The 24,645-nt window shown below is 43.7% G+C and carries 20 protein-coding genes and 2 pseudogenes; 7 read left to right on the top strand and 15 right to left on the bottom strand.

The features are described from left to right. Positions 1-155: 155 nt before the first annotated feature. Positions 156-1,133 (top strand): DUF1852 domain-containing protein, encoded by a 978-nt coding sequence (locus AB6E30_RS18530; RefSeq protein ID WP_136978032.1) that lies wholly within the window; start codon positions 156-158, stop codon positions 1,131-1,133. A gap of 45 nt (positions 1,134-1,178) precedes the next feature. Further along, positions 1,179-2,207 (top strand): methionine synthase, encoded by a 1,029-nt coding sequence (locus tag AB6E30_RS18525; RefSeq protein ID WP_372104794.1) that lies wholly within the window; start codon positions 1,179-1,181, stop codon positions 2,205-2,207. Between the two features lie 211 nt (positions 2,208-2,418). Here the strand turns inward: AB6E30_RS18525 and AB6E30_RS18520 are convergent, their stop codons facing one another. From AB6E30_RS18520 to AB6E30_RS18485, 8 genes are all read right to left on the bottom strand, one after another. Beyond that, positions 2,419-2,820 carry a hypothetical protein gene (locus tag AB6E30_RS18520; RefSeq protein ID WP_017062409.1) on the bottom strand — a complete coding sequence of 134 codons (402 nt, stop codon included), beginning with the start codon at positions 2,818-2,820 and terminating at the stop codon, positions 2,419-2,421. Continuing rightward, positions 2,813-3,262 carry an N-acetyltransferase gene (locus AB6E30_RS18515; RefSeq protein ID WP_136973884.1) on the bottom strand — a complete coding sequence of 150 codons (450 nt, stop codon included), beginning with the start codon at positions 3,260-3,262 and terminating at the stop codon, positions 2,813-2,815. Before AB6E30_RS18515 ends, AB6E30_RS18520 begins: the two co-directional genes overlap by 8 nt. A gap of 69 nt (positions 3,263-3,331) precedes the next feature. Next, entirely contained in the window at positions 3,332-3,832 is a 501-nt protein-coding gene (locus tag AB6E30_RS18510) for a hypothetical protein (protein ID WP_017064207.1), read from the bottom strand. Positions 3,833-3,893: 61 nt separating this feature from the next. Next, on the bottom strand, positions 3,894-4,334 hold the full coding sequence (locus AB6E30_RS18505; RefSeq protein WP_017062406.1) for a hypothetical protein: 441 nt from the start codon (positions 4,332-4,334) through the stop codon (positions 3,894-3,896). Positions 4,335-4,533: 199 nt separating this feature from the next. Continuing rightward, a complete protein-coding gene (locus AB6E30_RS18500; RefSeq protein ID WP_017062405.1) occupies positions 4,534-5,034 on the bottom strand; it encodes an opioid growth factor receptor-related protein in 501 nt (166 codons plus the stop codon). A gap of 473 nt (positions 5,035-5,507) precedes the next feature. Continuing rightward, complete coding sequence (locus tag AB6E30_RS18495) at positions 5,508-5,981, bottom strand: response regulator (protein ID WP_010438444.1); 474 nt, start codon at positions 5,979-5,981, stop codon at positions 5,508-5,510. Further along, a complete protein-coding gene (locus AB6E30_RS18490; RefSeq protein WP_372104791.1) occupies positions 5,968-7,323 on the bottom strand; it encodes an ATP-binding protein in 1,356 nt (451 codons plus the stop codon). The genes AB6E30_RS18495 and AB6E30_RS18490 overlap by 14 nt, the downstream gene beginning before the upstream one ends. A 6-nt stretch (positions 7,324-7,329) precedes the next feature. Continuing rightward, positions 7,330-8,748, bottom strand: a complete 1,419-nt coding sequence (locus tag AB6E30_RS18485) for a DASS family sodium-coupled anion symporter (RefSeq protein ID WP_372104788.1) — start codon at positions 8,746-8,748, stop codon at positions 7,330-7,332. A gap of 484 nt (positions 8,749-9,232) precedes the next feature. On the opposite strand from AB6E30_RS18485, the gene AB6E30_RS18480 reads away from it, so the two are divergent. Continuing rightward, positions 9,233-12,250 carry an EAL domain-containing protein gene (locus AB6E30_RS18480; protein WP_372104786.1) on the top strand — a complete coding sequence of 1,006 codons (3,018 nt, stop codon included), beginning with the start codon at positions 9,233-9,235 and terminating at the stop codon, positions 12,248-12,250. A 122-nt stretch (positions 12,251-12,372) separates the two neighbouring features. After that, positions 12,373-12,483 (top strand): annotated as a pseudogene (locus tag AB6E30_RS18475) (DUF3103 family protein); the annotation flags it as partial. Positions 12,484-12,629: 146 nt separating this feature from the next. On the opposite strand, the gene AB6E30_RS18470 reads toward AB6E30_RS18475, so the two are convergent. Continuing rightward, a complete protein-coding gene (locus AB6E30_RS18470; protein ID WP_372084301.1) occupies positions 12,630-12,947 on the bottom strand; it encodes a Dabb family protein in 318 nt (105 codons plus the stop codon). Between the two features lie 214 nt (positions 12,948-13,161). Continuing rightward, positions 13,162-13,401, bottom strand: coding sequence for a hypothetical protein (locus tag AB6E30_RS18465; protein WP_017069969.1), 240 nt, complete (start codon positions 13,399-13,401; stop codon positions 13,162-13,164). A gap of 81 nt (positions 13,402-13,482) precedes the next feature. Between AB6E30_RS18465 and AB6E30_RS18460 the strand changes: the two are divergent. Continuing rightward, a pseudogene (locus tag AB6E30_RS18460) lies at positions 13,483-13,593 on the top strand (LysR family transcriptional regulator); the annotation flags it as partial. Positions 13,594-13,720: 127 nt separating this feature from the next. Here the strand turns inward: AB6E30_RS18460 and tnaA are convergent. From tnaA to AB6E30_RS18445, 3 genes are all read right to left on the bottom strand, one after another. Beyond that, on the bottom strand, positions 13,721-15,193 hold the full coding sequence (gene tnaA / locus AB6E30_RS18455; protein WP_372104783.1) for a tryptophanase: 1,473 nt from the start codon (positions 15,191-15,193) through the stop codon (positions 13,721-13,723). A gap of 776 nt (positions 15,194-15,969) precedes the next feature. Continuing rightward, positions 15,970-17,646, bottom strand: a complete 1,677-nt coding sequence (locus AB6E30_RS18450; RefSeq protein ID WP_372104780.1) for a GTPase family protein — start codon at positions 17,644-17,646, stop codon at positions 15,970-15,972. Then, a complete protein-coding gene (locus AB6E30_RS18445; protein ID WP_017063633.1) occupies positions 17,633-18,748 on the bottom strand; it encodes a YcjF family protein in 1,116 nt (371 codons plus the stop codon). The genes AB6E30_RS18450 and AB6E30_RS18445 overlap by 14 nt, the downstream gene beginning before the upstream one ends. 239 nt (positions 18,749-18,987) lie before the next feature. Between AB6E30_RS18445 and AB6E30_RS18440 the strand changes: the two genes are divergently transcribed. Next, on the top strand, positions 18,988-19,500 hold the full coding sequence (locus AB6E30_RS18440) for a peptide-methionine (S)-S-oxide reductase (protein ID WP_017063632.1): 513 nt from the start codon (positions 18,988-18,990) through the stop codon (positions 19,498-19,500). A gap of 166 nt (positions 19,501-19,666) precedes the next feature. On the opposite strand, the gene AB6E30_RS18435 is transcribed toward AB6E30_RS18440, so the two are convergent. Both AB6E30_RS18435 and AB6E30_RS18430 read right to left on the bottom strand, forming a co-directional pair. Continuing rightward, positions 19,667-21,283 (bottom strand): polysaccharide lyase 6 family protein, encoded by a 1,617-nt coding sequence (locus AB6E30_RS18435; protein WP_372104778.1) that lies wholly within the window; start codon positions 21,281-21,283, stop codon positions 19,667-19,669. An 85-nt stretch (positions 21,284-21,368) separates the two neighbouring features. Next, complete coding sequence (locus AB6E30_RS18430; protein ID WP_017067389.1) at positions 21,369-23,141, bottom strand: sodium:solute symporter family transporter; 1,773 nt, start codon at positions 23,139-23,141, stop codon at positions 21,369-21,371. A 509-nt stretch (positions 23,142-23,650) separates the two neighbouring features. On the opposite strand from AB6E30_RS18430, the gene AB6E30_RS18425 reads away from it, so the two are divergent. Beyond that, positions 23,651-24,262: a toxin-antitoxin system YwqK family antitoxin gene (locus tag AB6E30_RS18425; RefSeq protein WP_017061462.1), complete on the top strand. Its 612-nt coding sequence runs from the start codon at positions 23,651-23,653 to the stop codon at positions 24,260-24,262. The last annotated feature ends 383 nt before the right edge of the window (positions 24,263-24,645 follow it).

The raw sequence follows: 24,645 nt of genomic DNA, 5'->3' as shown, positions 1-24,645 counted from the left end.
CTTAAGCGATTAACTTTATACGACATTAATTCTACTAAGTATTAATTTCAGACAGCATAGCCTTCGATTCTTAATCCGGTCACAAGCAAAAAATAAAAGCCGTTTTAATACTAAAGACCGAGAGAATCAGAAAAAAATTGGGATACCAAATCAGCATGAATAAAGAATTTAATTTTACGATTAAGAGCATTAGCCTCGACGAAAACTACCAGCCTGCAGACAGCACGCGTATCACTACCAACTTTGCTAACCTGGCTCGCGGTGACAGCCGTCAAGCGAACTTACGCAATGCACTACAAATGATCGATAACAGTTTCAACGCGTTAGCGCACTGGGATAACCCTAAGGGCGACCGCTACTCTGTTGAGCTTGAAATCATTTCTGTTGATATGGATATTGAAAGCAACGGCGAAGCATTCCCTTCAATTGAAGTGCTGAAAACCAATATTGTAGACCGTAAAACTAACGAGCGTATTGAAGGCATTATCGGAAATAACTTCTCTTCTTATGTTCGAGATTATGACTTTAGCGTACGTCTATTGGATCATAATAAAGGCCAAGATAAATTCAGCATTCCAGAAGATTTTGGTGACTTACACGGTAAGCTTTTTAAATATTTCGTTAGCTCTGACGCTTACAAAAAGAACTTTAATAAACGACCTGTTATTTGCTTAAGCGTGTCAGATAATAAAACCTATTACCGCACTGAAAACCAACACCCAGTATTAGGTTTTGAATACCAACCGAATGAGTCTTCTTTAACTGAACAATATTTCAAAAAGATGGGCTTACAGGTTCGTTATTTCATGCCGCCTAACAGTGTTGCACCTTTGGCCTTCTATTTCTTTGGTGATCTGCTGAACGATTACTCTAACCTAGAGCTTATCAGCACCATCAGTACCATGGGTACGTTCCAGAAAATCTACCGACCTGAGATTTACAACGCGAACGCGGTTGCGGGTAACTGTTACCAACCAAACTTGAAAAACTTGGATCACTCGCTGACTCAAATCGTGTACGACCGTGAAGAACGAAGCCAGCTAGCTGTTGAACAAGGTAAATTCGCAGAAGAGAAGTTCATTAAGCCATACCAATCAGTTCTAGAGAACTGGTCGGCAAATTACGCACTTTAATCGTCTATTGCGCTCTCAAACCACCCAAGGATAGGCAATATTATTATGAAAACACTATTACCGACTTCAACAGCGGGCAGCTTGCCGAAACCGTCTTGGCTTGCACAACCAGAGACGCTTTGGTCGCCATGGAAACTTCAAGGCGATGAACTCACAGACGGCAAACAAGATGCGCTGCGTGTCTCTCTGCACGAGCAACAGCAAGCAGGCATTGATATTGTGAGTGACGGCGAACAAACACGTCAACACTTTGTAACGACCTTCATTGAACACCTGAATGGCGTTGATTTTGAAAAGCGTGAAACCGTTAAAATCCGCGACCGTTACGATGCGAGTGTACCGACGGTTGTAGGCCCAGTTTCTCGTCAGAAATCTGTGTTTGTTGAAGATGCGAAGTTCTTACGTCAGCAAACCGACCAACCGATCAAATGGGCTCTGCCGGGGCCTATGACCATGATTGATACACTTTACGATGCGCATTACCAAAGCCGTGAAAAACTGGCGTGGGAATTTGCAAAGATCCTCAACGAAGAAGCCAAAGAACTTGAAGCGGCAGGCGTGGATATTATTCAGTTCGATGAACCTGCGTTTAACGTGTTTTTTGATAAAGTGAACAATTGGGGCATCGCTTGTTTGGAAAGAGCCATTGAAGGGCTTAAGTGCGAAACAGCAGTCCATATTTGTTATGGCTACGGCATTAAAGCGAATACGGATTGGAAAAAGACATTAGGCACCGAGTGGCGCCAATACGAAGAAGTCTTCCCTAAGCTGCAGCAATCGAATATCGACATTATCTCTTTAGAGTGTCACAACTCTCATGTACCTCTTGAGCTGCTTGAGCTCGTACGAGGCAAGAAAGTAATGGTCGGTGCGATTGATGTTGCAACCGATTCGATTGAAACACCGGAAGAAGTGGCTAGCACTCTACGTGAAACACTTAAGTACGTTGATGCCGACAAGCTCTACCCTTGCACCAACTGCGGCATGGCTCCCCTACCTCGCGAGATAGCCTCAGCGAAGCTTAATGCGCTAAGTGCTGGCGCAGAGATCGTTCGTAAAGAGCTTTCAGCGTAACGCTTTCCTAAAGAACAAAAACTATGCCTTTAAGCCTAAGTATCATATTGATGCTTAGGCTTTTTGTTATGTGAGTTAATGAGCTTTACGCGCTGCTTACCAGGTTTTATCTAGGTCTTGAGCATATAAAGAGATCGCTCGTTGGTACTCTTTAATCGCATCGCTATTCGTCGTGGAAACTAAAAGCTCAAGTAACAGCGATGTCGCTTCTTTATGGCGACCTAGTTCGACACGCTAACATACGGCTCCATTCTTCTTTGCTCATTGCGCCTTTAGAAAGGTAAATATTGTGTTTCTGCATTGCACCTTTCGTGTATGAAAGCTTGATGAATGAGCCAATTTCAAACGGAAGAAAGCTACGCTGTAAAGTCACATCACAAGCAACGCCATTTAAACGTACATGACCGTTCGTGATTTCAAACGAGCTATCGCGAAGCTTCCACCACAACATTAGAATTTTTATTAATGGAGGAACACAAATTATCAGCCCTATGGTTAGCAGCGATGAACGATCACCGTCTGATATCCAATAGACAAGACCTAGTGCAATAACAATAAACAGCAACTCTGAAAATAAGTATTTAACAAAATTTAGTTGGATACGGTTATCCATGACACTCTCTCAATGATGACCCTAAAGGCAGCTCCATTTCAACGAGCCCTTTCACTTCAGACAACTGAGTAAAACCTTTTGATTGATAAAGCTTAATGGCGGGGTTCTCACTGAACACGCGCAACACTAACTGAGCCGATGCTTGATTGTTCGCATGTTCAATAGCCAAATCGAGACACTTAGAGCCAAAACCTTGACCTTGACAGTCAGCTAATATCTGCAAGTCCCTAAGAAACGTTGTACCACTAGCGTAACTGAAGCGAACAACACCAATACGGCGATCCCCCACATAAATTTCATAGTTATCCAGCTCATCCCAGCTGCGTAAAAACTGGCTATGACCCCAAGCGATTCCACGAGCTTGATAGTAACTCGCCATATTCGTTTTGGTGATCGATTCAGCGAACTTAGGCTCTGAACCTTTGACCAACCTTACTTCCATATTGTGTCCTTTGTTTTCAAATCACATCTGAATACGGCATAGCAAAATGCCGTATATGTTGAATCATTTTTAGGTACATACTGGTTTCACTTCCTTCCATTGTGTATCCCATTCTTCGCCTAACAAATTAGAAAGTTTTTCACAGTCGTATAGATAGCGAAGACTATCTTTACAGTACGCAGTAAGTATTTCAGTTAACTGACCAGACGCTTTTTCGTTGTCTTTGAGTTTTCCGTACATCATCAAACCAGTCCTAAAGGTGTCTTGATCGAGGTCAGACGCTTGCTTCGATAACATCCCAAAGGAAATAGCGTTAATAGACAGGGCTAATGCAATCGCATCGCCTTCATCTCCCTCTAATTCACAAGCACTATAACGAGCTAACAAGTTCGATGTTTTAATTAATGGGGCAAGGTCTTTTGTATTTGCATATTTATAGGTTTCAAAACCTTGCCGCACCGCAGCTTTATGACTGTCTTCAATGCTCACAACATAGTCTGTCAAAACATGTAAGCTCGCATATGCACCTAGCCCGAAAGCCACAATGAACACGGCGATTAATCTGATCACTTATCTCTCCTAAAAGAACCTTGTGCTGGTTAATTTTAAACGGCGTCTTGTAGTAACAACCCTACTTGCCATCGACCTTTTCTAGAAACCAACTTCCTTGGCACGGCCCATTGGTTAAGTGCCATCGGCCGTCAAATCTACTGCCACTGCCACGTGCGGAAAAACGATAATCCCATTGGCGATGTTTAGCATATAAACGTAAGTCGCCGTTTTCCGTCACCCAACCCTCTAACGGTGTTCCATTGTAGGTAAGCCTTAGAGTAGCCTTACCCTCACGAATAGTTCCGGTGATGGTTGTGCGTTCACACATATTATTGCCAGTGGTGTTAATACGGCGGCCTAGCCACTCACCATCGAAATCGATAGAAGGAACAAATTGGGGACTATCCGGAAGTTTAGGAAACGACTCGGAATTACTGGACCCGAACCACTGAAGCTCACGACCAACAAGGAAGAAGACAACAAAGCCGATTGATATCGCTATCACAAATCCCTTTTTCATTAGCCTCTTCCTAATCCGCTGACCTTAAGAAAAGAACCCTAACATAATGAAAAGTAATAACTTACCATCAGTTTAATTAACTTTGATATATTCCACAAATTGCATTCAAATGTTGAATATAGAGAAAGCGGCATCGTACAAAATACCGCGCATTGAGAATCAATTATGAGCAGTGCCGGAAGCTCTGCACAGAAAAACCCTAACCTTCCAAGGCATTGCGCCAATACTGAACGGTTTTATCCGACACCAACCCTGTCTCGGTCGCCGCTGATACTAAAAAGTCACATAACCGAGCCGCAACCTCTTCATTACCCAACAAGTATAAACTGCGAATGGCTCGCGTTAACCTTAGCTGGTTATGGTCATGATTCTTTAACCATACGTGATTAGCCGGGCTAAGTGGTAACGATGAAGATATTTCACTCCCGTTTCGCTGCATACCCCAAAACTCAAGCATCAGGTCAAGCACTTGTAGATGAGCTGTGCGGAGCGCTTCTGAATTAGCAAAAAGCACCTTATCTTCTTGAGTAACCAACGGGGCATGTTGATTAAACTTAGTCCCCTCATCTATTGGGAAGAACACTTGAATGTACTTATGGTCATGCTCCAACCAAAAATGATTGTAAGCCAATAACTGTTCTATATTTCGACCAAATTTGTCCGGCGCTTCACCAGATATAAAGCGAGCAATCTCACTCATTTTAAAATCCTACTGACTATAAACCCCCACTTGTGGGCGAATGCATTATTACGCAGTAAGCCGTCTAAAGCCTAGTCCTTTACGTTGTAAGTACCGATTTGGCTTAGAACTCCACGTCCCACGCGTTAGGAATCACTTTTGAATAATTTCGACTTACTTTTCTAACAAACGACACGGGAACTCTGCGACACATTTTAGCTCTGCTGTATGTTCAGGGAATCGTTCCTGAAGAAAACACAATGCATCCGTTGGCGTTGGCGTTGGCGTTGGCGTAGCGTATGAGTTTTAGACTAAAGCCAGCAACCAGTGTGTTAATAACTGAGTACCAAAACCTGAACGACTAAAAGAGGTAGGTAAAATAAGCAGCGAAAGATTACATCTTTCAAAGAAAAACCCTTCAGAAAGCGTCCTTCGGTGCATAGAATTTCAAGCGACTTACACTAGTGAATAATGTAAGTCGCTAACATAAGAGACTAACGTAAGCGTCTCAACACAACCTGCTGGTCGAGCTCATTCTGATAGTCCGTGTAATCAAGCCCTTGATCAAATATGTACTCAGTGACAAGAGTGCGAATGCACTCAACTAATGTGCTTGCTTGCCAAGGCTTTTCAAAGTAACGGTCGATGCCTGCTGCATTAATCGCATTGATGGTATCGGTATGAGTGGCCTGCCCTGTAAGAAGAATTTTCTTTGTATTCGGAAAGCGGCTGTCATGGAACACGTCAGTGAGTAACTCCACACCCGTTTTCCCTGGCATCACATGATCAGACACGATGACGGTAATGTGTTCGCCTTCTGCGTCAAGTTCATCAATGAGATCAAGCACTTCTTGTGCTGATTCACAATCTTCAATATTCAGCCAACTCGCCAGCGGCTCTAAATCTTGTACCACTGCGCTCAGTACTTCTCTCTGGTCATCGACACAGATTAAATTAAGCTTCTCCATGTTCACCCTCTACTGGTAACTTGATTCTAAATACAGTTTTAGAAGCATCACTTTTCACAATGATACTTCCGCCATAACCCGCCACAATCCGCTTAACTACTGATAAACCCAAGCCCAATCCAAACGATAAACCACCTTTTTTAGTGGTGAAGTTGGGCTGAAATACCTTTCTACGAGTCGCCTCGTCTATCTCAGGGCCGTTATTCGCGATCGTAACTAATATCCTTTTCTTACTTAATCTGGTTTGAATCTCTATTGCGGCATCGTCTGAATTCGACATTGCATCACAAGCATTCTTTACAATGTTGACCCAAATCTGAACGAGCTCTGTTTTCGAGCCTTTAAAAGACGGTAAATCCGCAGGGCTCAATCGCACAGACACTCTACGTAACTCACTTTGTAGCAACGATAAGGCATGGTTAATGGAGTCGTTAATATCAACCGCTTCTTCGGTGTCGATATCAACTCTGCCAAGTTGTTTAACCGATTTTACGATGCCGACGGTGTGTCTAGATGCCAAACGCAAATCATGTAAATCACAGCCCATCTGCCAAAAACGAATCGCTTCTTCTGGTTTTTTCAGCCAATGCTTTGAAATAACGTCTGTTGCAGATAAAGCATCAATTGGAATCGCCTTTGCAAGAGAGCGAGCAATGTTTTTGTCTAAACCATATTTTCTTTCAAATTGTCGCCCACGTGTTCGTGCTTCTGACGACGACGTTTTCTGACCATGCATTAACCCAAAATCGAAAAATTGACTGGCTTCTGGATGCACTTCTTCAAGCAGATCCATGATGACCGTTTCAAGTCGACCAGATTTACTATTTACGACACCAATAGCGTTGTTAAGCTCATGAGCAATCCCTGCAGCCAATTGACCCAAGGTCGTCATTTGCTCAGCAGTATGTAACTTCTCTAGCGCTTTTTGTTTCGCTATCGCTTCTTGTGTTGCGCGGCGTTGACGACGCGACAACTCATTGACAATTACAGGTGTGAACTGTGCGGTAAGAGGACCAAATTTACGTTCATCTTCTGCAGGCGTGTCTTTATCGATCCACGCTAACTCAACATCGGTTTTAGCAACAACCGTTGAAGATGCTGTCCAATTACCTGAAAAGAAGCTATGAACGCCTATAAAAGCCCCACTACCCGCGCTAAATACTCGCACTTGCGGTGTATTCGCATCGGTATAAAACCCTTCCAGTTCTCCACTAAACACATAATATAAACGAGTGTTTAACGCTGATTGTTCAATAATGGTGTTACCGGCACAGCACGTCACCCGACGTTCTGTTTGGTTAAAATAGCGCTCGATCAGTGCTTCTAGCTTTTGTTGATACACGTATCGTTATCCTATGTGACCAATTGAATGTAGCACCCACACCATAACAAAACTCAGTAGCACACCAACCACACCCAAAATAATACCGATTCTGGCCATTTGATTACTTTGCACATGACCAGTGGCATGAGCCAACGCATTCGGTGGCGTACTGATTGGCAGCGACATACCTAATGAAGCGGCAAAAGTCACAACCAAAATTAACGTTAGCTCACCGCCTAGTGGCGTGAGTGAAGCCATAGACGAACCTAATGCCGCCATAATTGGCATTAACAAGTTAGCCGTTGCGGTATGAGACATAAAGTTTGCCATTACCAAACACAAGAACGCCGCTCCGAACAACACCACATAGGGTGAGTAGCTATCAAACGGAATACTGTGTACCACGAGCTTTGCTAAGCCAGTTTTATCGAGCGCTAAACCAAGCGCAATACCACCTGATACAAGCCACAATACGTCCCAAGAAATTTTCTTCAGGTCTTCTTTATTGATGATCCCTGTGAGTGAGAACACAGCGACAGGAATCAGAGCGACGGTGTAAGAGTTCATGCCATGGCTTGAACCCATTAACCAAAGAATGATGGTCAGCGAAAAAGTGACGTACACCGCAATGGCTTTAGGCGTTTTAAGGAATTTACCTTTGATGCTTAGCTCGATTTTCTTTTGGTCAGCTTTGTACATAAAGCCTATTAAAAACCACGCTAACGCCATCATAATCACAACAAACGGCACACCAAATGCCATCCATTCACCGAACGTAATGAGGTTATCGCCAACTAAATATTTAAGTGCGATAGCGTTCGGAGGGGTACCGATCGGAGTACCAATGCCACCGATGTTAGCGGCAACCGGGATACAAAGCGCAAACGCTACACGACCGGGGTCTTTCGGACCAAACACAGCCAGTACCGGCGTTAAAATAGAGAGCATCATTGCCGTTGTTGCCGTGTTAGACATAAACATCGAAAAGATACCAGTGATCAACATTAAGCCGAGCATCACAAACTTTGGGTCTTGTCCAAATGGCTTCAACAACACGCGAGCTAAGTTTACGTCTAATCGATATTTAGTGGCGGCCATTGCTAAGAAGAAACCACCCAAAAACAGCATGATGATTGGGCTAGCGAATGTCGCCATGATATCGCTGTATTTTAACAGCTCACCAAAATGTTCCTCCCCATGCTCAAACCTTAAAAAGATCAGCCCTTTATCCGACAACATCAATAATTGCAGAACGATAATAACAACAGACGTCGCGTAGATCGGGATGGGCTCGAACACCCAGCACAATGCCGCTAATAAAAAGATCGCGATAACGCGTTGTTGAATAATCGTAAGGCCTTCAAATGGAAACGCTGATAGCGGCATGACGAGGATAATGAAAGGAATTAAAATAGGGATAATGTATTTAATATAGGGGCGCATAGCACAAAAACTCTTCCTGAGATAACAACTACTTAGAAATTAGATTTACAGTTCTAATTTAGATCCGACAACGAATTATCGACCTCTTATCACTATCTCACTATCGGCTAGATCAATGATTACGTAATCGCGATATCCCCTTTTTCGATTTTGTGCGCTACCTCTACGTTTGTATGTCATTTATTGTTGCAATTAAATTCAGGAGAGTGGTTTCTGCGTTTCTAGTCATAATCCGTTCCGGTTATTCTAGGTACTGTCAGAACAGATCAGTCGCTTAAGTCATGTCCATAAATTGAGGACCGCTTCTGAGTAACCTCTCAAATATATGAGTTAGACTTACTCGGATTGTGCGTGGTTTTGCATTTCCTTTTGCCGTAAGTTTATTTTCAAGCTCGCTTAGTAGAGCATGGAAGAAATAATAAAAAGATACCTATTCTCCCCCGAAAACAGTTCTACACAACACAACTTTCGACCGGCTAATAACATGACTATTGTTACATCTAAAAAACGTCCTACCGTTGGCATTGTGCTGCCTATGCTCAGTGGCTTCTACATGGGCGAGCTAAATGCAACCCTTAGAAGGCTTGCGAAAAACCATAAAGTCAATCTGATCTTCATCCGCTCGGGTGAGCGAAGAGATTTTAAACTTCCTATATATTTTAATCATCTCGATGCCCTTGTGGTCGTTCTCCATGCAGCGACAGTAAAGTTGATCGAAGAAGCTATAAACGCAAACATTCCAGTCATTTCTATTGGAGCAAGCTATGCGCCGCTGCCCGTTGAGCAGTATTATAGTGTGCAAAGCGATGGTGTCACTAAGCTCTATGAATGGTTACAAAGTCAAGGACACGAAGAAATCGGCTTTTGTGGCGATCTCACTGTTAATGATATCAGGTCTCGCTTCAAAGCGTATCAACGCACGGTGATTAATCATAAAGGCTCATTCAACCAACGCCATTTCTTCCGCGTGTCGAATTGTTCTCTATCTGGGGGACGAGAAGCCGCAATAGAATTTATACAGCGTAAATCCAAATGCACTGCGGTTATCTGCGCAACTGACCACAATGCTGTAGGTATGATGGAGCAACTGTCTCACAGCAATATCTCGGTACCTGACGATGTCGCCATCGTAGGCATTGATAATATTTTCGTCGGTCAACAATTCAATCCCAAGTTAACAACAGTAGACCAACAGCTTGAGCTTCTAGCGACGCAAGTATTTCACCGCGTGTTGGAACGTATTTCTGGGAAGCCTTTTAATAATGCCAATAATAGTGTCCCGCAAAAGCTCATCGTTCATCAGTCTTGCGGTAACACAAACCCAGATCTCGAACATAAAGAAGATATCAACTCAACTCGCCAAATCCTCTTAAATGTGCAAGGGCGTTCTCCCGCTGAGATATTCGAAAATTTCTATTCACAAGCACAAGGAGGTTTTGACTCAATTAGAGATGCTCAAAGCCTTTACGGAAACAATCTTGACTGGGCCTGTCTCGCTGAGTGTAATTCGGAGCAATACACTATTAGGAAATGGGTAGAAAAAGGCATGACTCAGCCAACTACCCTACCGCAACAAACAGATATTCAAGACGATATTCGCAATTTCCCATTTTTCGAACGCTATGATCATTTCGTTGCTTCCATTCTTCCTATCAACTCAGGGCAAGAAGATCACTGGAAGCTCGTCGCTGTTGTTGATTCATTGCAAGATCACCAAGATATCGGTACACAATCGGTATTCAATAATTATTTAGATATGCTCGCACTGTTCATCGAGCGCGACGAGCTTATCAATACAAGTAACAATCGTCAGAAGAACTCCCAACAGTTGTTGCAACAGCTCAAAGTAGTATCTAACAGCTCAAACGATGGTATCTGGGATTGGGACTTACTAACCAATACTCTTGTCTGGAACAGTCGGTTAACCAAAATGATTGGCTGTCAAGATACCTTTTCTGATCGTAAGTTAGGATGTGACCATCTGTTCCAATATATACACTCAGAAGACTTAGAACTTCTCGAGTCCGCCATTCATAACCACTTAAACGAAGAAGTACCGTTCAAATGTGAATTCAGGATGAAGACGCAACATCGCGGATATATCTGGGTTCATGCCAATGGCTCAGCGGTTCATAATGCAGAAGGGCAGGCTGTGCGCTTCATTGGCTCAATGACGGATGTAACTCAAGAGCGAGAAGATGCGGAAAAGATTCAACACATGGCGTATTATGATGCGCTTACTGGCATCGCTAATCGCCGGAAAATAATGGAAAGCATCGCGCAACACATTGTGAATCGACCTAACCAAAAACGCGCGGTCATGTTGATGGATCTTAACCGTTTTAAGATTATCAACGACTCTTTTGGTCATCACGTCGGTGATGCACTTCTTTGCCACGTGACCAAACATATTCAGAACGTGCTATCAAGTGAACACCTTGTCGCACGTTTGGGAGGTGACGAATTCTTGTTTTTGTGTAATGTCAGTTCCGAAGCAGACATCAACGCACTCGCCACGCAGATTTTAAATGCCGTTCAAAGCCCATTGATCGTTGATGATATTGAGATTATCAGCCAAGGAAGCCTAGGCATCGCTATGTATCCTTATGATGGCGTAAGTGCCGAAGAATTAATTAAGCAGGCCGACATTGCCATGTATCAAGCTAAAAAGCTGGGAGGACAAAGCTATCTCAACTTTCAAAGGTCAATGGCAAAAGAGACGGAAAACATAATCGAAATAGAGCACCAACTCAGTCGTGCCATCGCTCAACAAGAAATAAAGGTGCACTACCAACCTCAATATTGTGGGCAAGATGAAAAGATTACTGCTGTTGAAGCACTAGCAAGATGGGAATCTCCAACATTGGGGGATGTCCCTCCTGACCAGTTTATCGAGGTTGCTGAATCAGCTGGCCTAATCAGCAAGCTTGGTGAATGTATCATTCATCGAGTTTGTAAGGATGTTGAAGGATCTGAATGGCTACAAACCATGAGCCATATTTCCATTAATATCAGTGCAAAACAGCTGATACAGCCTCACTTCGCTCAAGAAATCATTCGAACTATTCGCCAATACCAGCTTCCTTTGACGTTATTCTGTATTGAGATAACCGAGTCAGCAGCAATTGTCGATTACGAGTTATGCATAAACTCACTTAAAGAACTACACGATGTAGGAATTTCTATCTCTCTTGACGATTTTGGCACGGGATTCTCTTCTCTATCTCTACTAAAGCAACTTCCACTAAGTGAAGTAAAGATCGACCGTTCATTTATCTCTGACATAACTCAAGGGCAGACCAACTTAGACTTCGTCAACACTATGATCATGATGGGTAAAAGCTTGGGCTATCGTGTTGTAGCTGAAGGGGTGGAAACTGCTGATCATAACCAACGCCTAAACGGACTGGGGATAGATCTGCTGCAAGGTTATTACTTCAGTAAACCTCGACCATTAAGTGAACTGGAATCAGAAGTGGCTATCAAATTGACTAGAGCTTAACCGTGACACAACGGCATTATTTAAAAGTAATGCCATTCTTATTCACGCTTTGCGTTAACTTTACTGCCTATTGGCAGGTTAACGGAATAAAAATGAGAGTAAACAGTAGATGACATAAAGGTCGTTTAGAACCACAGATAGACCTCGTTGAGATGCCTTATCTGGACTACGACAAACAGACGTACTACCCCAATCAGACAGTTATCTTCTGGCCTCGCTACCGCTGGGGCGCAGGCGGGAATGCTGTCGCATCGTTTGCACCAGTCACTATTTCGCCAACAGAGTAAGTCGTTTCTTATTGAGTTAGGGCTTAATCGCTAGGCCCTAACTCTTCATTATCGAAGGTAAGTAAAACACAAGAGACCTACTCAGAACCTAATTACAGGGAGTAATCAAACACAATGATGTCTTCTAAAAGCGGACGAAACACATCTTTCAGCGCATCATGCTCAGGGTGCAGAAGGTAATTCTGACGGCCTTCTTCATCGGCGAACGTCATTAACACCGAGTGGGTATAACCTTGATTCTTGTTTTCAGGGCTGTCATTTAATCCCCATTCTACTGAAGTGACCCCTTCAACCTTGTTTGGTATCGCTTCAAACAACATCTTTAGTTTTTGAACCTCTGAAGCCTCAGCGTTTTCTTTAAACTTAATCAGTAGAATATGACGAATCATTCCCGTTTCTTTTTGAGTCATTCCTAGTCCTTTCGAGCGTTCGCTTACTGGTTTGTAATGCTTAACCAACACCGAGTCGCGTTCTTAAATTAGAGAACAACAAAATGCCACACGTTACACAACATGCCAAGGCTAGATCGCTAGAGTTTATAAAATACTCCACAACCCAATAACGAAAAATGCTGCACCCGAGGGCCCAGCATTTCTCATGACAATGGTAAGCACATCTTTAACGTTAATCACGACGACCTGTAAGCTGGATCGTTTGGTCTTGATCAACGTTCTTTTGGAATTTTATTCCGCCATTAGCGGCGTCATTTCTTCCTTCAAGCACTGGATCAGATTCAACACGCTCAGCCTTTACTTGATTGCCTTCGCTTCTCATCATATCGAGAGTACTCGCATAAGTACCGTCAGCCGCGAAAGCCGTGTTCATAGATAAAGCCATCAATCCAAGTGCGATTAACTTGTTCATACATCACCTCGTTGTATTTCTAATTCTTTGTTCGTTTGGTATCTGTGTTTTTGTTGGAGTAACTTTAACAATCGAACATGAACCATAGGTGTGAGCTATGTGATGAGCTGCCGCCGCTCGCAAAAAGACGCACCTTTGAATCAGTGGTTATTCCAAATGTTGAAGTCTACCCTGAAAAACAAACAAGCGTAGTTCAGCTTTTAACGGGTTAACTACTTAAAGGCTTAACTGCCTAACTCCCCTACCATCCAAAAAAAGAAAAGGCTCCCGAGGGAGCCTTTGATTATGTTTCTAGTGACTATTCGCTTATGTTTTTATTTTAAAATGCTTCTTCGAGCGTTTGTTCATTCTTTTTTTCTGTCTGTTTTTCAACGGTTTCAACCTCTTTCAAGCGCGCAGTGAAGTGTCTTAACACCGGCGGCTCGTAGGTAAAATCGAGCCCTTTCACTTGTCCTGCATTCTCTTTCACTTTTTCGAATGCTTCGATAATGAAGTCCATGTGTGTTTGTGTGTAGGTCGCGCGAGGAATGGTAAGGCGCAACAACTCAGCAGGACATGGGTGTTGTTCACCTGTTGCTGGGTCGCGTCCTTGCAGCAAAGACCCAATCTCAACCGCTCTGATACCCGCGACTTTATAGAGTTCGCACGCCAAAGCATGTGCGGGAAACTGACCAGCCGGGATATGAGGCAGCAATTTACCCGCATCGACAAACGCAGCATGACCGCCCGCTTGCTGACACACGATACCCATCGCTTCTAAGCCATCAACAAGGTATTGAACCTGACCAATACGGTACTCTAACCAATCTTGGCGCATGCCGTCATAAAGACCAACCGCAAGGCGCTCCATCGCACCACCCTCTAAGCCACCATAGGTTGGGAAACCTTCCTGCACGACACACAAGGTTCGACACTCTGTATACACATCCATGAAAGAGTCGTCTTTAAAGCATAACAAGCCGCCCATTTGTACCATCGCATCTTTCTTGGCAGACATGGCTAAACCATCCGCGTATTTGTATGACTCACGCGTGATTTGTTCGATAGTCCAATCTTGATAACCGGCTTCACGCTGCTGGATGAAGTAGGCATTTTCAGCGTAGCGAGCAGAGTCCATGATCACTGGAATATCGTACTTCTGAGCGATTTCGTATACGGCTTTGAGGTTAGCGACCGAAACCGGTTGTCCACCAGCCGAGTTACAAGTAATAGTGCTCACGATGTAAGGAACGTTGGCCGCGCCCGCTTCTAAGATAGCTTCTTCCAATTTGACGATATCGAAGTTGCCTTTGAAGTCGGAATTCACTGAGGTGTCGAACGCTTCTTTGGTATAAACGTTCTTCGCCACGCAGCAATTTACTTGAGTGTGGCCTTGCGTGGTATCAAAGAAGTAGTTCGACAAGGCGACCATTTTACTACGATCCAACCCCTTCTCCATTTCACGCTTCTTGATCAGAACCGGAATGTAAATCTGCTCTGCGCCACGCCCTTGGTGAGTAGGAATAGTCAGCTCATAGCCGAAGATATCTTTCACCGCATTCGACAGTGCATAGTAACTGCGACTGCCGCTGTAGGCTTCATCACCCATCAACATCGCTGCTTGCATACGTTGTGTGATTGAACCCGTACCGCTGTCGGTCAGCAAATCGATGAACACATCATCACTGTCGAGCAAAAATGGGTTCATGCCCGCGTCGACAATGGCTTGTTCACGATAGGCGCGAGTTGTTCTTTTTACTGGCTCTACAACACGAATACGAAACGGTTCTGGTAGATGTTTGAAGTTTTCCATAATAATACCTTTCAATACATTCCGATCAGGTCGAAATCTATTTTATTTAGATGTCACGAATCCTCACCATTAAATTATTAGTTCCGTATAAATACACACAGAAAATTAACAGTGAAAATAAAAAATTAAATAATGACTTATTAATCAAACCTAAACTGAGGCTGAGATAATTAGCGAGAACGACAAAACAACGAATATTCTGCACGAAATAATAAGTGCGATATTCATGAGTTCAAAGGTTATCAAAGCTGCTGATAGGTAAACAAAGCATGCTGCTTTGCTGGCGCGTGACGCCTAGAGGGTACTACTCTGAAGAAAGGCGGAACGAGAGCTGGTGATCTAAGGTATACCAAGCTAACAAGGTTAGCCATGTTGTTGATTGCCATTTCAGATACATGTTCACAATATATCCCTACGTTGAAATCAAGATGATCCGAAATTTAAATATAGTGCAATTGTTTTATAAATACAGCTTAGAAAAGTATAAATGTGATCAACATTTAGAATGATAATTAAATACGATAGCATCGTTATATAAACTGTGAATCACATCCGTTTATATACTATTAAACTAGTTCAGCGAGTTACTTAATAATATCGAATCTCTTTTAAACTCAATACATCTCTAATAAGGGGCGAAGATGGCTGTTTTCTAAAAAGCTGTCTTCTAGAGAGCTACTGAGCTTAAAAATCCAAGCTCTAAAACTCGCCGATCTAGAAAAGATAAATTCTGATGAGGCTCAAACCTCACCAGAATCGTATTCGCAGTGAATGACTTACTTCTTCTTCACGGCTTGCTTGATGGCCATTTCAGCCAGTTTTGGTGTCGCCGCTTTCAATACGCTGGGTGCCACCTTCTTACCCACTTTGACTGCTTTATTCAGTTGGCCTTTAACCGACGAGCCTCTTTTCATGGCTTCTAAACGTTGGCGGTTTCTCTGAACGTTATTTGCGTCAGCGATACGCTCTATCAACGTCTGCCTTAAAGTATCTAAACCAAACTGTACCTTTTCTGGCGCAATCGCCAGCGGTAACACGATATCGGTTTGCAGTAATATATGATTGTATTCGAGCGCTTGAGCAATGATCTTCGCTTTGGTCGATGTTGGATTCTCTAAGTCATACGGTGGCTGCCAATCGTCTACAGGCTTTAATCTGTCTACCTGATTCACAACCGACACCACAATCGGTTTCTTGCGTGAGATGTTCTTAGGATCGTCATAGAAAGCATCAAATCTATCTTTCAATTGCTTATCCAAATCACGTGCAGACTGATTGGCTTTAAGCACCCATAGCACCACATCCGCTTGGGTCATCTCTTTCAGCATTAAGGCTTCGGTTTTAGGATTGCCATCAAGCCCCTGAAGATCAACAACGCGAACATCATTGTCGTCGACAAACGCGTTATACACCGTTGAAGTGTCGGTTGATGGCAGCACATCCACTTCTGCAACCAACTCTTGCTTGAGTGCATTGATAAGTGAAGATTTACCCGAACTGGTTTGTCCCACCAGCACGATTCGCACAGGCTCTAGCTCTGGAGCAAAGCGTTGTTCGTCGAGTTCAGAAACATCAGACACTTTAAGTGCCTCATCTTCAATGCTGAAACGTCCGCTGTAGAGGTCAATCGCCACCGCCGCAACTTCATCTAACAAGGCTTGTTTGGCGGCGTATTGCATGTCATCAACCACACCCCTTGTCATCGTTGCTGTCGCTTGTTCTCGTCCTAAATCAGAAATCACCTTGAGTGGATTCAAATACAAGTTTTTAAGGTGGTTACCCCAAATAGCCGCTTTGAAGATCTTCTGTCCTAGCTCACCGTATTTATCGTAGGCTTCGTAGCCCGCTTTGATGTAAGAAACCTTGAGATACTCAATGCCGGGGATATGCTCTCGCACTACCAATTTGTAGCGTCGGCTGACCTCTTCGAACAGCTTTAGCCCTTCAGGAATCGAAAAATCGAGTGATTTCTTATCAAACTTTTTCGCAACAAATTCAAGTACCTCTAAACCGGTTTGGTCTAAGTTACCCCACTCTATGTCGACCATTAATTGTTGGCGTACATGGTGTTTTGAATCATTCCAGATCGACAGTTCTTTTTGAGACCAATCAGCCGAAGCCTTAACCAATGCATCGTTGATATCAGCTTTTTTATGCTGTGATTCAGCTTCAGCACTATCCTCGCCAAGGCCGCCACTCTCTTTATTCGAGAAAGACTCTTTATTTGAAGAGCGGCTTGAAGAACGGCTAGAAATGAATAAAGGAATGGTGAACACCAAGGTACTCACGGCAATGGCAATCGACATTTCGAGTAGATAACCGTATTTGATCGCCAAGAAGACACCAAAACCCATCATGATAATGCTTGGGAAGATCGCCGAAATCAGGGCAATGCCCCAGCGTCCGCTCGATAGCACCGCCAGTAATCGAAATAGGTTTCTAATTTTCTTCATAACCCGACGCCGCCTTTCCTTTTTTCAGAGATTCTTTGTAGATCTTCTGCATCTCTTGTTCAGACACTTCTTCACCTTTGTTCTTATGATAGAAGTAAAAACAAGCCGCGCGACCTAAACCATAAGAGGTGCCGAAACTCATTGCCGCTGCAGCCACCGCACCTACCGTTTGACCATAAACTGGAATCAGCTTTATCAACTGTCGAGTGCCCAGCTTCATTCCGTATTGCAAAGCAAAGCTGCTTCCCAGAGTGCCTATCAACTCACTAAAGACTCTCTTATTCCATTCGACCCCATATTGATTGGCCAAGCTGTGAAGCATTTTGGCTTGAATCGCAGGTACCGACACCAAACCAACACCCGGAATCAGGTCACTCGCTGCGGCACTTCCTGCATACCAAAGCACTTCGTTTTCTACTTGATCAAAGTTGGCTTCTTCTTGCGTGGAATGTTCTTTGTCTTGCACCATCATTCCTATCACCGGAAGAATACTGCTCAGCTTTTCTAACAAGATGTCATAGTTGTAAACCGCTTCGCTGTTAGACATAGCGTTGTCATCCGTTTCGAAATCGACCGCTACCGATTCAAACTCTTTACCCCAAGCCTTCTCTACTTGGTTGGTGTTGAACTGAATTTGCCTTGCTCGATCTGGTTCACTGGAAGACAACACCGCCGTATGAACCAGCAACAAGTGTTTAATCTTCTTCTGTTTCTTAATCTGTTTTAGAGCCGTAAGCACAGCGGATTGTTCAGGTTCGTCGGCTTTCATTACAACGACTAACGCATTACCTGCCTGACCAATCTCTTCCAAATCCTCTTTCGCATCGTAATTCGCTTCGCTGAGTCCTCTGGTATCAAGAAACCTCATCACGGGTTTGTCTTGCGGAAACTCATACGACATCGCCGTCATGGTACAAGGCGCAAAACCATTGCCCACTTCTACAGAAGAGTCGCCCGTGACCGCTTGAATAAACGATGACTTGCCCGCCCCCGTTTTGCCCAACAGCCACAATGTAGGAAGATGCTTGCGCTGATATTCATGAGCCTGAGTCAAGTCTGGGTTCTTGCTCGGATTAATGAAGTCTTTTATTTGATCAAACATGTTTAGAGTAACGCTCACTTGATGTTGAGATTCGAGTTGATGACAAAGCAATACTGACTTATATAATCACAAATCATATTAAACTTATGTTTGTTCAGTCGCACAGGTTTACAATGCCTAAACGCTTGTTTTTATTTGCGCGCTCATTTTTATAGACGCTTTTTTATACGTACGGGTATCATCGTATTGATTCGGGTACCTAACGAACATCAACAAACACAGAGAGCTCAAAGAGAAGTATGGAACAAATTTATTTAGCTGGCGGCTGCTTGTGGGGTGTACAAGAATTTATTAAGTACGTTCCTGGTGTTATCAGCACAGAAGCAGGCCGTGCTAATGGAAGCGCCCAGCCAACAGAGAACAAAACGACACAAAGCGACGGCACACAAAGCGATTACAATGGCTACGCGGAGTGCGTACAAATTGAATTTGATCCAAACATCACGTCAGTCACGATTTTGATGGAACACTTGTTTGAGATTATCGACCCTTACAGCTTGAATAAACAAGGTGTCGATGTCGGAGAGAAATACCGCACAGGTGTATACAGCACTAATGCAGAACACTTAACCGAAGCTAAGCACTATATTTCTTCAAGAGATGATGCCGACCGTATCGCTGTTGAGGTGTTGCCGTTGACCAATTATGTTGCCAGCGACGACATCCACCAGCATCACTTAAGTCACTTCCCTGAAGATCACCACTTATGTCATATCCCTTGGGATCTACTGCATAAGTATAAATCACAGTAGTCTCGACGTAAGATTGAGATGATCACGACCTAAGATCGATAAAGCCTCAACAGACATTATCTGTTGAGGCTTTTTAAGTGTTATGGTCAGGACAGCTATCGTGAATTGATTTGGTAGCTCAAACCATTAAGCATTAGCCATTAAGTAATGACCCATAGCCAATAACTTACTTAGTCGTATTCTCAAGCACGTAGTCCGGACCCGCTGTTTCAGCCGTCACGACCGCAAGTTTAGACACGTCTGCACCTTCGCCTTGATAAGCGTTGATACCGTTCTCAACCGTCATTTTTGGCAGTTCAACCGAATAGCTTTCAATCAACCCAGAATCCGTTACTTGACCTACGTAAGTTTCGTCTGTGTAGGTTGCGCCGACTAATGGGTAATCTTGCGTTGCACGCACACTTACAAACTCAGGAGATTGCGAGTTATCAACCACGTTGTGTTTGAACGCCACATCAACGCCCGCATAAATGCCTTCCACTTCTGCGTTGTCAAACAAACTTACACGGTGACTTTGGTTGCCGTAAACAATGCCCCACTCAGTATCAACTAGAGAGTTGTTCTCGATAGTGATGTTTTTCGGTGTCCACTGCTTGTTAAGCTCTTTGCCTTTCACCGATTGATCTAACTGCTCACCATTCGCTACGTCGATGATACCTGTGTTGATAACAATGCCGCCACGTAGGTCAGCGTTGCCTTCAATCAAGCCATCGCGGCCTCGAGTATTTGCAATGTAGTTATTGCGGATCACATGGTCTTCATCGTAGATACGGACGCCGCCCGTTAGGCGCTTTCCATTACCAAGAATCATGTTGTTCTCAACTGTGTTGCCTTTTCCGTGACGCAGTGAAATAAGCGCAGTGCTTTGGAAAATAGTATTACCTGAGATCGTGTTGTCGCCCGACTTAATCGAGATAAGCTCACGCTCACCATCCATATCGATCATTAGGTTGTTCACGAACTTAGAACTTGAATCCCACTGTGAAGCTTTAGAATCACCAATACGGATCGCTTCCCAGCTGTTGCCGTTGTAACGAATCGCTTCTTTAATGTCGAATTCGTTGAACTGGTTAGGCTTTTGGTCCATGAAGATGTTGTTTGCGATCAGGTGGTTGTCTGCTGTGTCATCTTTTTGCACACCAATCAAAGTGCCGCGTTTTTGCTTACCTTCGAAACGGTTGTTGATGACTTTGCCGTCTTTACCCCATAGAGAAACCCAAAGGTACTTTGGATACTCAGAACGACGCTCGTCTGGCTCGTACGTGTAATCGTGGTTGAAGTAGTAGAATGTTGAGTTTTGAAGCGTATTGCCATTACCCATCATACGAACTGCGCCAAAGCGTTCGTTAGGACCGCCCTCAGTAAATACCAAGCCATCAAGCGTGATGTCATCACCTTTCAGTTCAAACTGAATCAAACCAGTGATCCACGCAGATCCTGCTTGCTCAGCCTTGATAGTGATGTCATTCGCCGTGATCGTCACTTGACCTAAGTTCGCGTATTTACCGGCAGGGATAACCACTTCGTCGCCATCTTTTAGGTTTTCAAATTGTGCTTTAAGCGCAGCCACTTGCTCTTCCGAAGCAACGGCTAAAGTGTCGCCATCTACCTCTGTTAAGCGGTCACTGCTCAATAGGTAACTACGGTCAATTTCGCTAACAGCAGGCGTAGCTTGTTCAGCGACACTGACTACGGGTGCTGTTTTTTCTTGTGTTGTACAGCCTGTTGCAAAAGCGAGTGCGAACGCGCTAATAATGCTTACCGATAATAGTTTTTTGTTCATCGTACATCTCACATTAAAGTTTGGATTATAAAAATGACGACCACCCGTTCAGGTGGCCGTGATGTTATTTAGGATGCGTATTAAATTAGCCTTCGGCTGGAGTCACTTCGTCTTGTTGCTCGACTTTGTCATCGACTGCTTTAACAAGTAACAGACCAACAGAGAACACAATCAAGCCACACAGAACGAATACCATGCGTCCCCACATTGGGTTTGGCAGTACGAACATAGTCATTACGCCCACACCCGCTACCGCGATAAGTGAACCCAACATACGACGTTGCTTGTTATCCAGTTTCTTCTGTTCATTACTTTCAGCAACTAGTGGCGTCGCTAGGTTGTTGAAGAACTTGTCTACGTCTTTCTCACGGTGCTCAGCAAGAGGCTTGTAGAACAGTGTTGAAAGAACAAAGAAGCCAGCAGTAAATATGATGTGACCGATAAGGCCGATAGCCACTTTCAGGTCAGCCCACTCACGGCCAGTTAGTTCATTTAGACCGAACCAGTTTTGAATCATGTCCGCAGTGATAACGAAACCAACGAAGTAAGAAACCACACCACCTACAACTAGCGTGCCCCAACCTGCCCAATCCGGTGTTTTACGGATGAAGAAGCCACAGAATGCTGGAATTGTCATTGGGAAGCCGATCAATGCGCCCACGTACATCATGGTGTCGAAAAGGCTCAGACCTTTAAGAGAGTTGATGAACAGAGCAACCAAGATGATCGCGATACCGAAGAAGGTAGACGTTAGTTTAGAAACAACCATTAGCTCTTTCTCTGTCGCTTTAGGACGAAGAATCGGCTCGTAGAAGTTCTTAACGAAGATACCTGAGTTACGGTTTAGACCTGAGTCCATTGAAGACATTGTTGCTGCGAACATAGCGGCAATCAGAAGGCCAACCATACCTGCAGGCATGTATTCTTGAACGAAGTAAAGGTAAGCGAAGTCAGCGGCTTTGCTGCCAGCTTCTGGGTAAGCAGCTGCTAAATCAACACCTTGACCAGCCATGAACCAAGAAGGCATGAACCAGATGATTGGACCAAGCGTCATTAGTACACAAGCAAGCAGTGCTGCTTTACGTGCGTTGTTTGAATCTTTTGCAGCAAGGTAACGGTAAGAGTTAAGCATGTTGTTGGTAATGCTGAACTGCTTTAAGAAGATGAACACAGCCCAGATGCTGAAGATGCTCATGTAGTTAAGGTTGTCACCCGTGATGAACGAATCCGTTGGGAAGTCGCTAATGATCTGCGTAACACCGCCACCGTGGTAAATAGCAACGACTGCACATGTCACCGTTACTGCCATGATGATAACCATCTGCATAAAGTCAGATGCGATTACCGCCCAAGAGCCGCCCGTCACTGACATCACCAGTACAACCAGACCCGTTAGGACAATCGTCGTTGTCATATCAAAGCCGAAGATACCCGATGCGATGATTGCTAGACCATTCAACCAAATACCTGCAGAGATAACGCTGTTTGGCATACCAGACCAAGTAAATACTTGCTCATTCACCTTACCAAAACGCATACGAATCGCTTCAATTACCGTCACAACACGCAGTTGACGGAACTTCGGAGCGAAGTAAAGGTAGTTCATTAGGTAACCGAATGCGTTCGCGATGAAGATAATCGCTACGGCAAAGCCATCGGTAAAGGCTTTACCTGCTGCACCAGTAAATGTCCAAGCACTGAACTGGGTCATAAATGCGGTTGCACCTACCATCCACCACAGCATATTACCTCCCCCACGGAAGTAATCACTTGTCGTACTTGTAAACGTTCGAAACATCCACCCTATCGCAATTAAGAATAGGAAGTAGATGCCAACTATCAGGGTATTGAGTTCCATCGTTAGACCTTTTATTTATGTTTTTTTGTTGAGGTCACTATAAATAAATGGCAAGCATATTTGTACTACAATAATCCAAATGCGTGACAATGATCTTACAGTCTGACACTCAATTAATCATACAAGTGATCGAGTTCAAAGTTGCACCACCTAGGAGCGCAATTCCTCAAGTCAGTGCAGTTATCCGCACTAAATTTCGACCAAAACCCCGAAAAACATGAACAAAGTCTCTAAAAATCGAAGATTCATCGTTAAAAACTATTATTCTTGACGATCAAAGCTTAAAGAAGAGCAGCAAAAATATCGTTAGATATAATTTATAAAAATGAATTAAACCAATGCATTTGTAGTACAAATAAGATCGATAATTTGCTTTTAAAAGTTCCCTATATTAGGCAGCCAATAATGAAAACTTGAAAACCACTATTAGATACTGACAGGGATACACGGAAGTGAAATGCTTTTAACACACCCGTTACACTTTCCCCGTCCAATAAAAAGGTGTCATTATGAAGAAATACGTTCCAATCTTAATTGCTCTTAGTACGGTATCTTCTATGAGCTATGCAGCAACACCGCGTGAAGATGCTGTTGACTACTTACAGATGCGTAAAGGCGTGGCTTACCAAGTAAACCATTCAAAACCTTTCACTGGTCAATTTGAAGAGAAGTTCGATAACGGCCAAGTCGCGACCCAAGCTCAGTTTGCCGATGGCTTAGAACTTGGGCTAGAAACTAACTGGTATCCGAATGGCCAAGTCGCTTCTAAAGTGAATTACGTAAAAGGTGAACTGCAAGGCAAAGCTGAAACCTGGTATCCAAACGGACAGAAAAAAGCAGAACTCAATTATAAAGACAATGAACTATCAGGCACCGCCTCTCGCTGGTATCCCAATGGGGAACAAAGCTTGACAGCTGAATACAGCGACGGACAAAAAGATGGATTGGTAACGGACTACTACCCGAACGGAAATAAGGCCAGCCAAGCGAAGTTTGATGAAGGTGAAGTCGCGAACGGAAAACTTACTCGCTGGAATACTAACGGTGACAAAGTTGAAGAACTGACCTTTAAAGATCACAAAGTCACCTCTAAACAGGTGTGGATGCCTACAGAAAGCTAAGCCTCAAGAACAGCTCTCACGGAGCTCTTTGATATAACTAAACGCCTGCTGTTAAAGTTTGCAGCTACACGTCTGCAACTAAGAGACAAGAGAAGAGAAACGAACATTCATGTGATTAAGCGTGAATGTTCGTGGCTTTGATGCTGTAACAGACTCACTTAAGCGTGTTGTCATCAACCTAAAAGCCTATTCTTAAGCCGCGGTTTACACGCTTATTGAGCCGCACACGACTCTCTACTCAAATTTGAAATAAAAAAACGCTCATGTTGCCTGTATCAACATGAGCGCAAGGGTAGATCTTCGACTACCATCTCCTACCTTTCTAGATGAAAGCAGAAGTTATAATTAGAATAGTTGGGAGCAATAATCAAAATGCTTTCGCA

Source organism: Vibrio sp. 10N.247.311.12 (assembly GCF_041467515.1).
In the GTDB taxonomy this organism is placed as follows: domain Bacteria; phylum Pseudomonadota; class Gammaproteobacteria; order Enterobacterales; family Vibrionaceae; genus Vibrio; species Vibrio crassostreae_C.
Note: the sequence above shows the minus strand (reverse complement) of the source record. Positions and strands in the feature narration are given on the sequence as shown.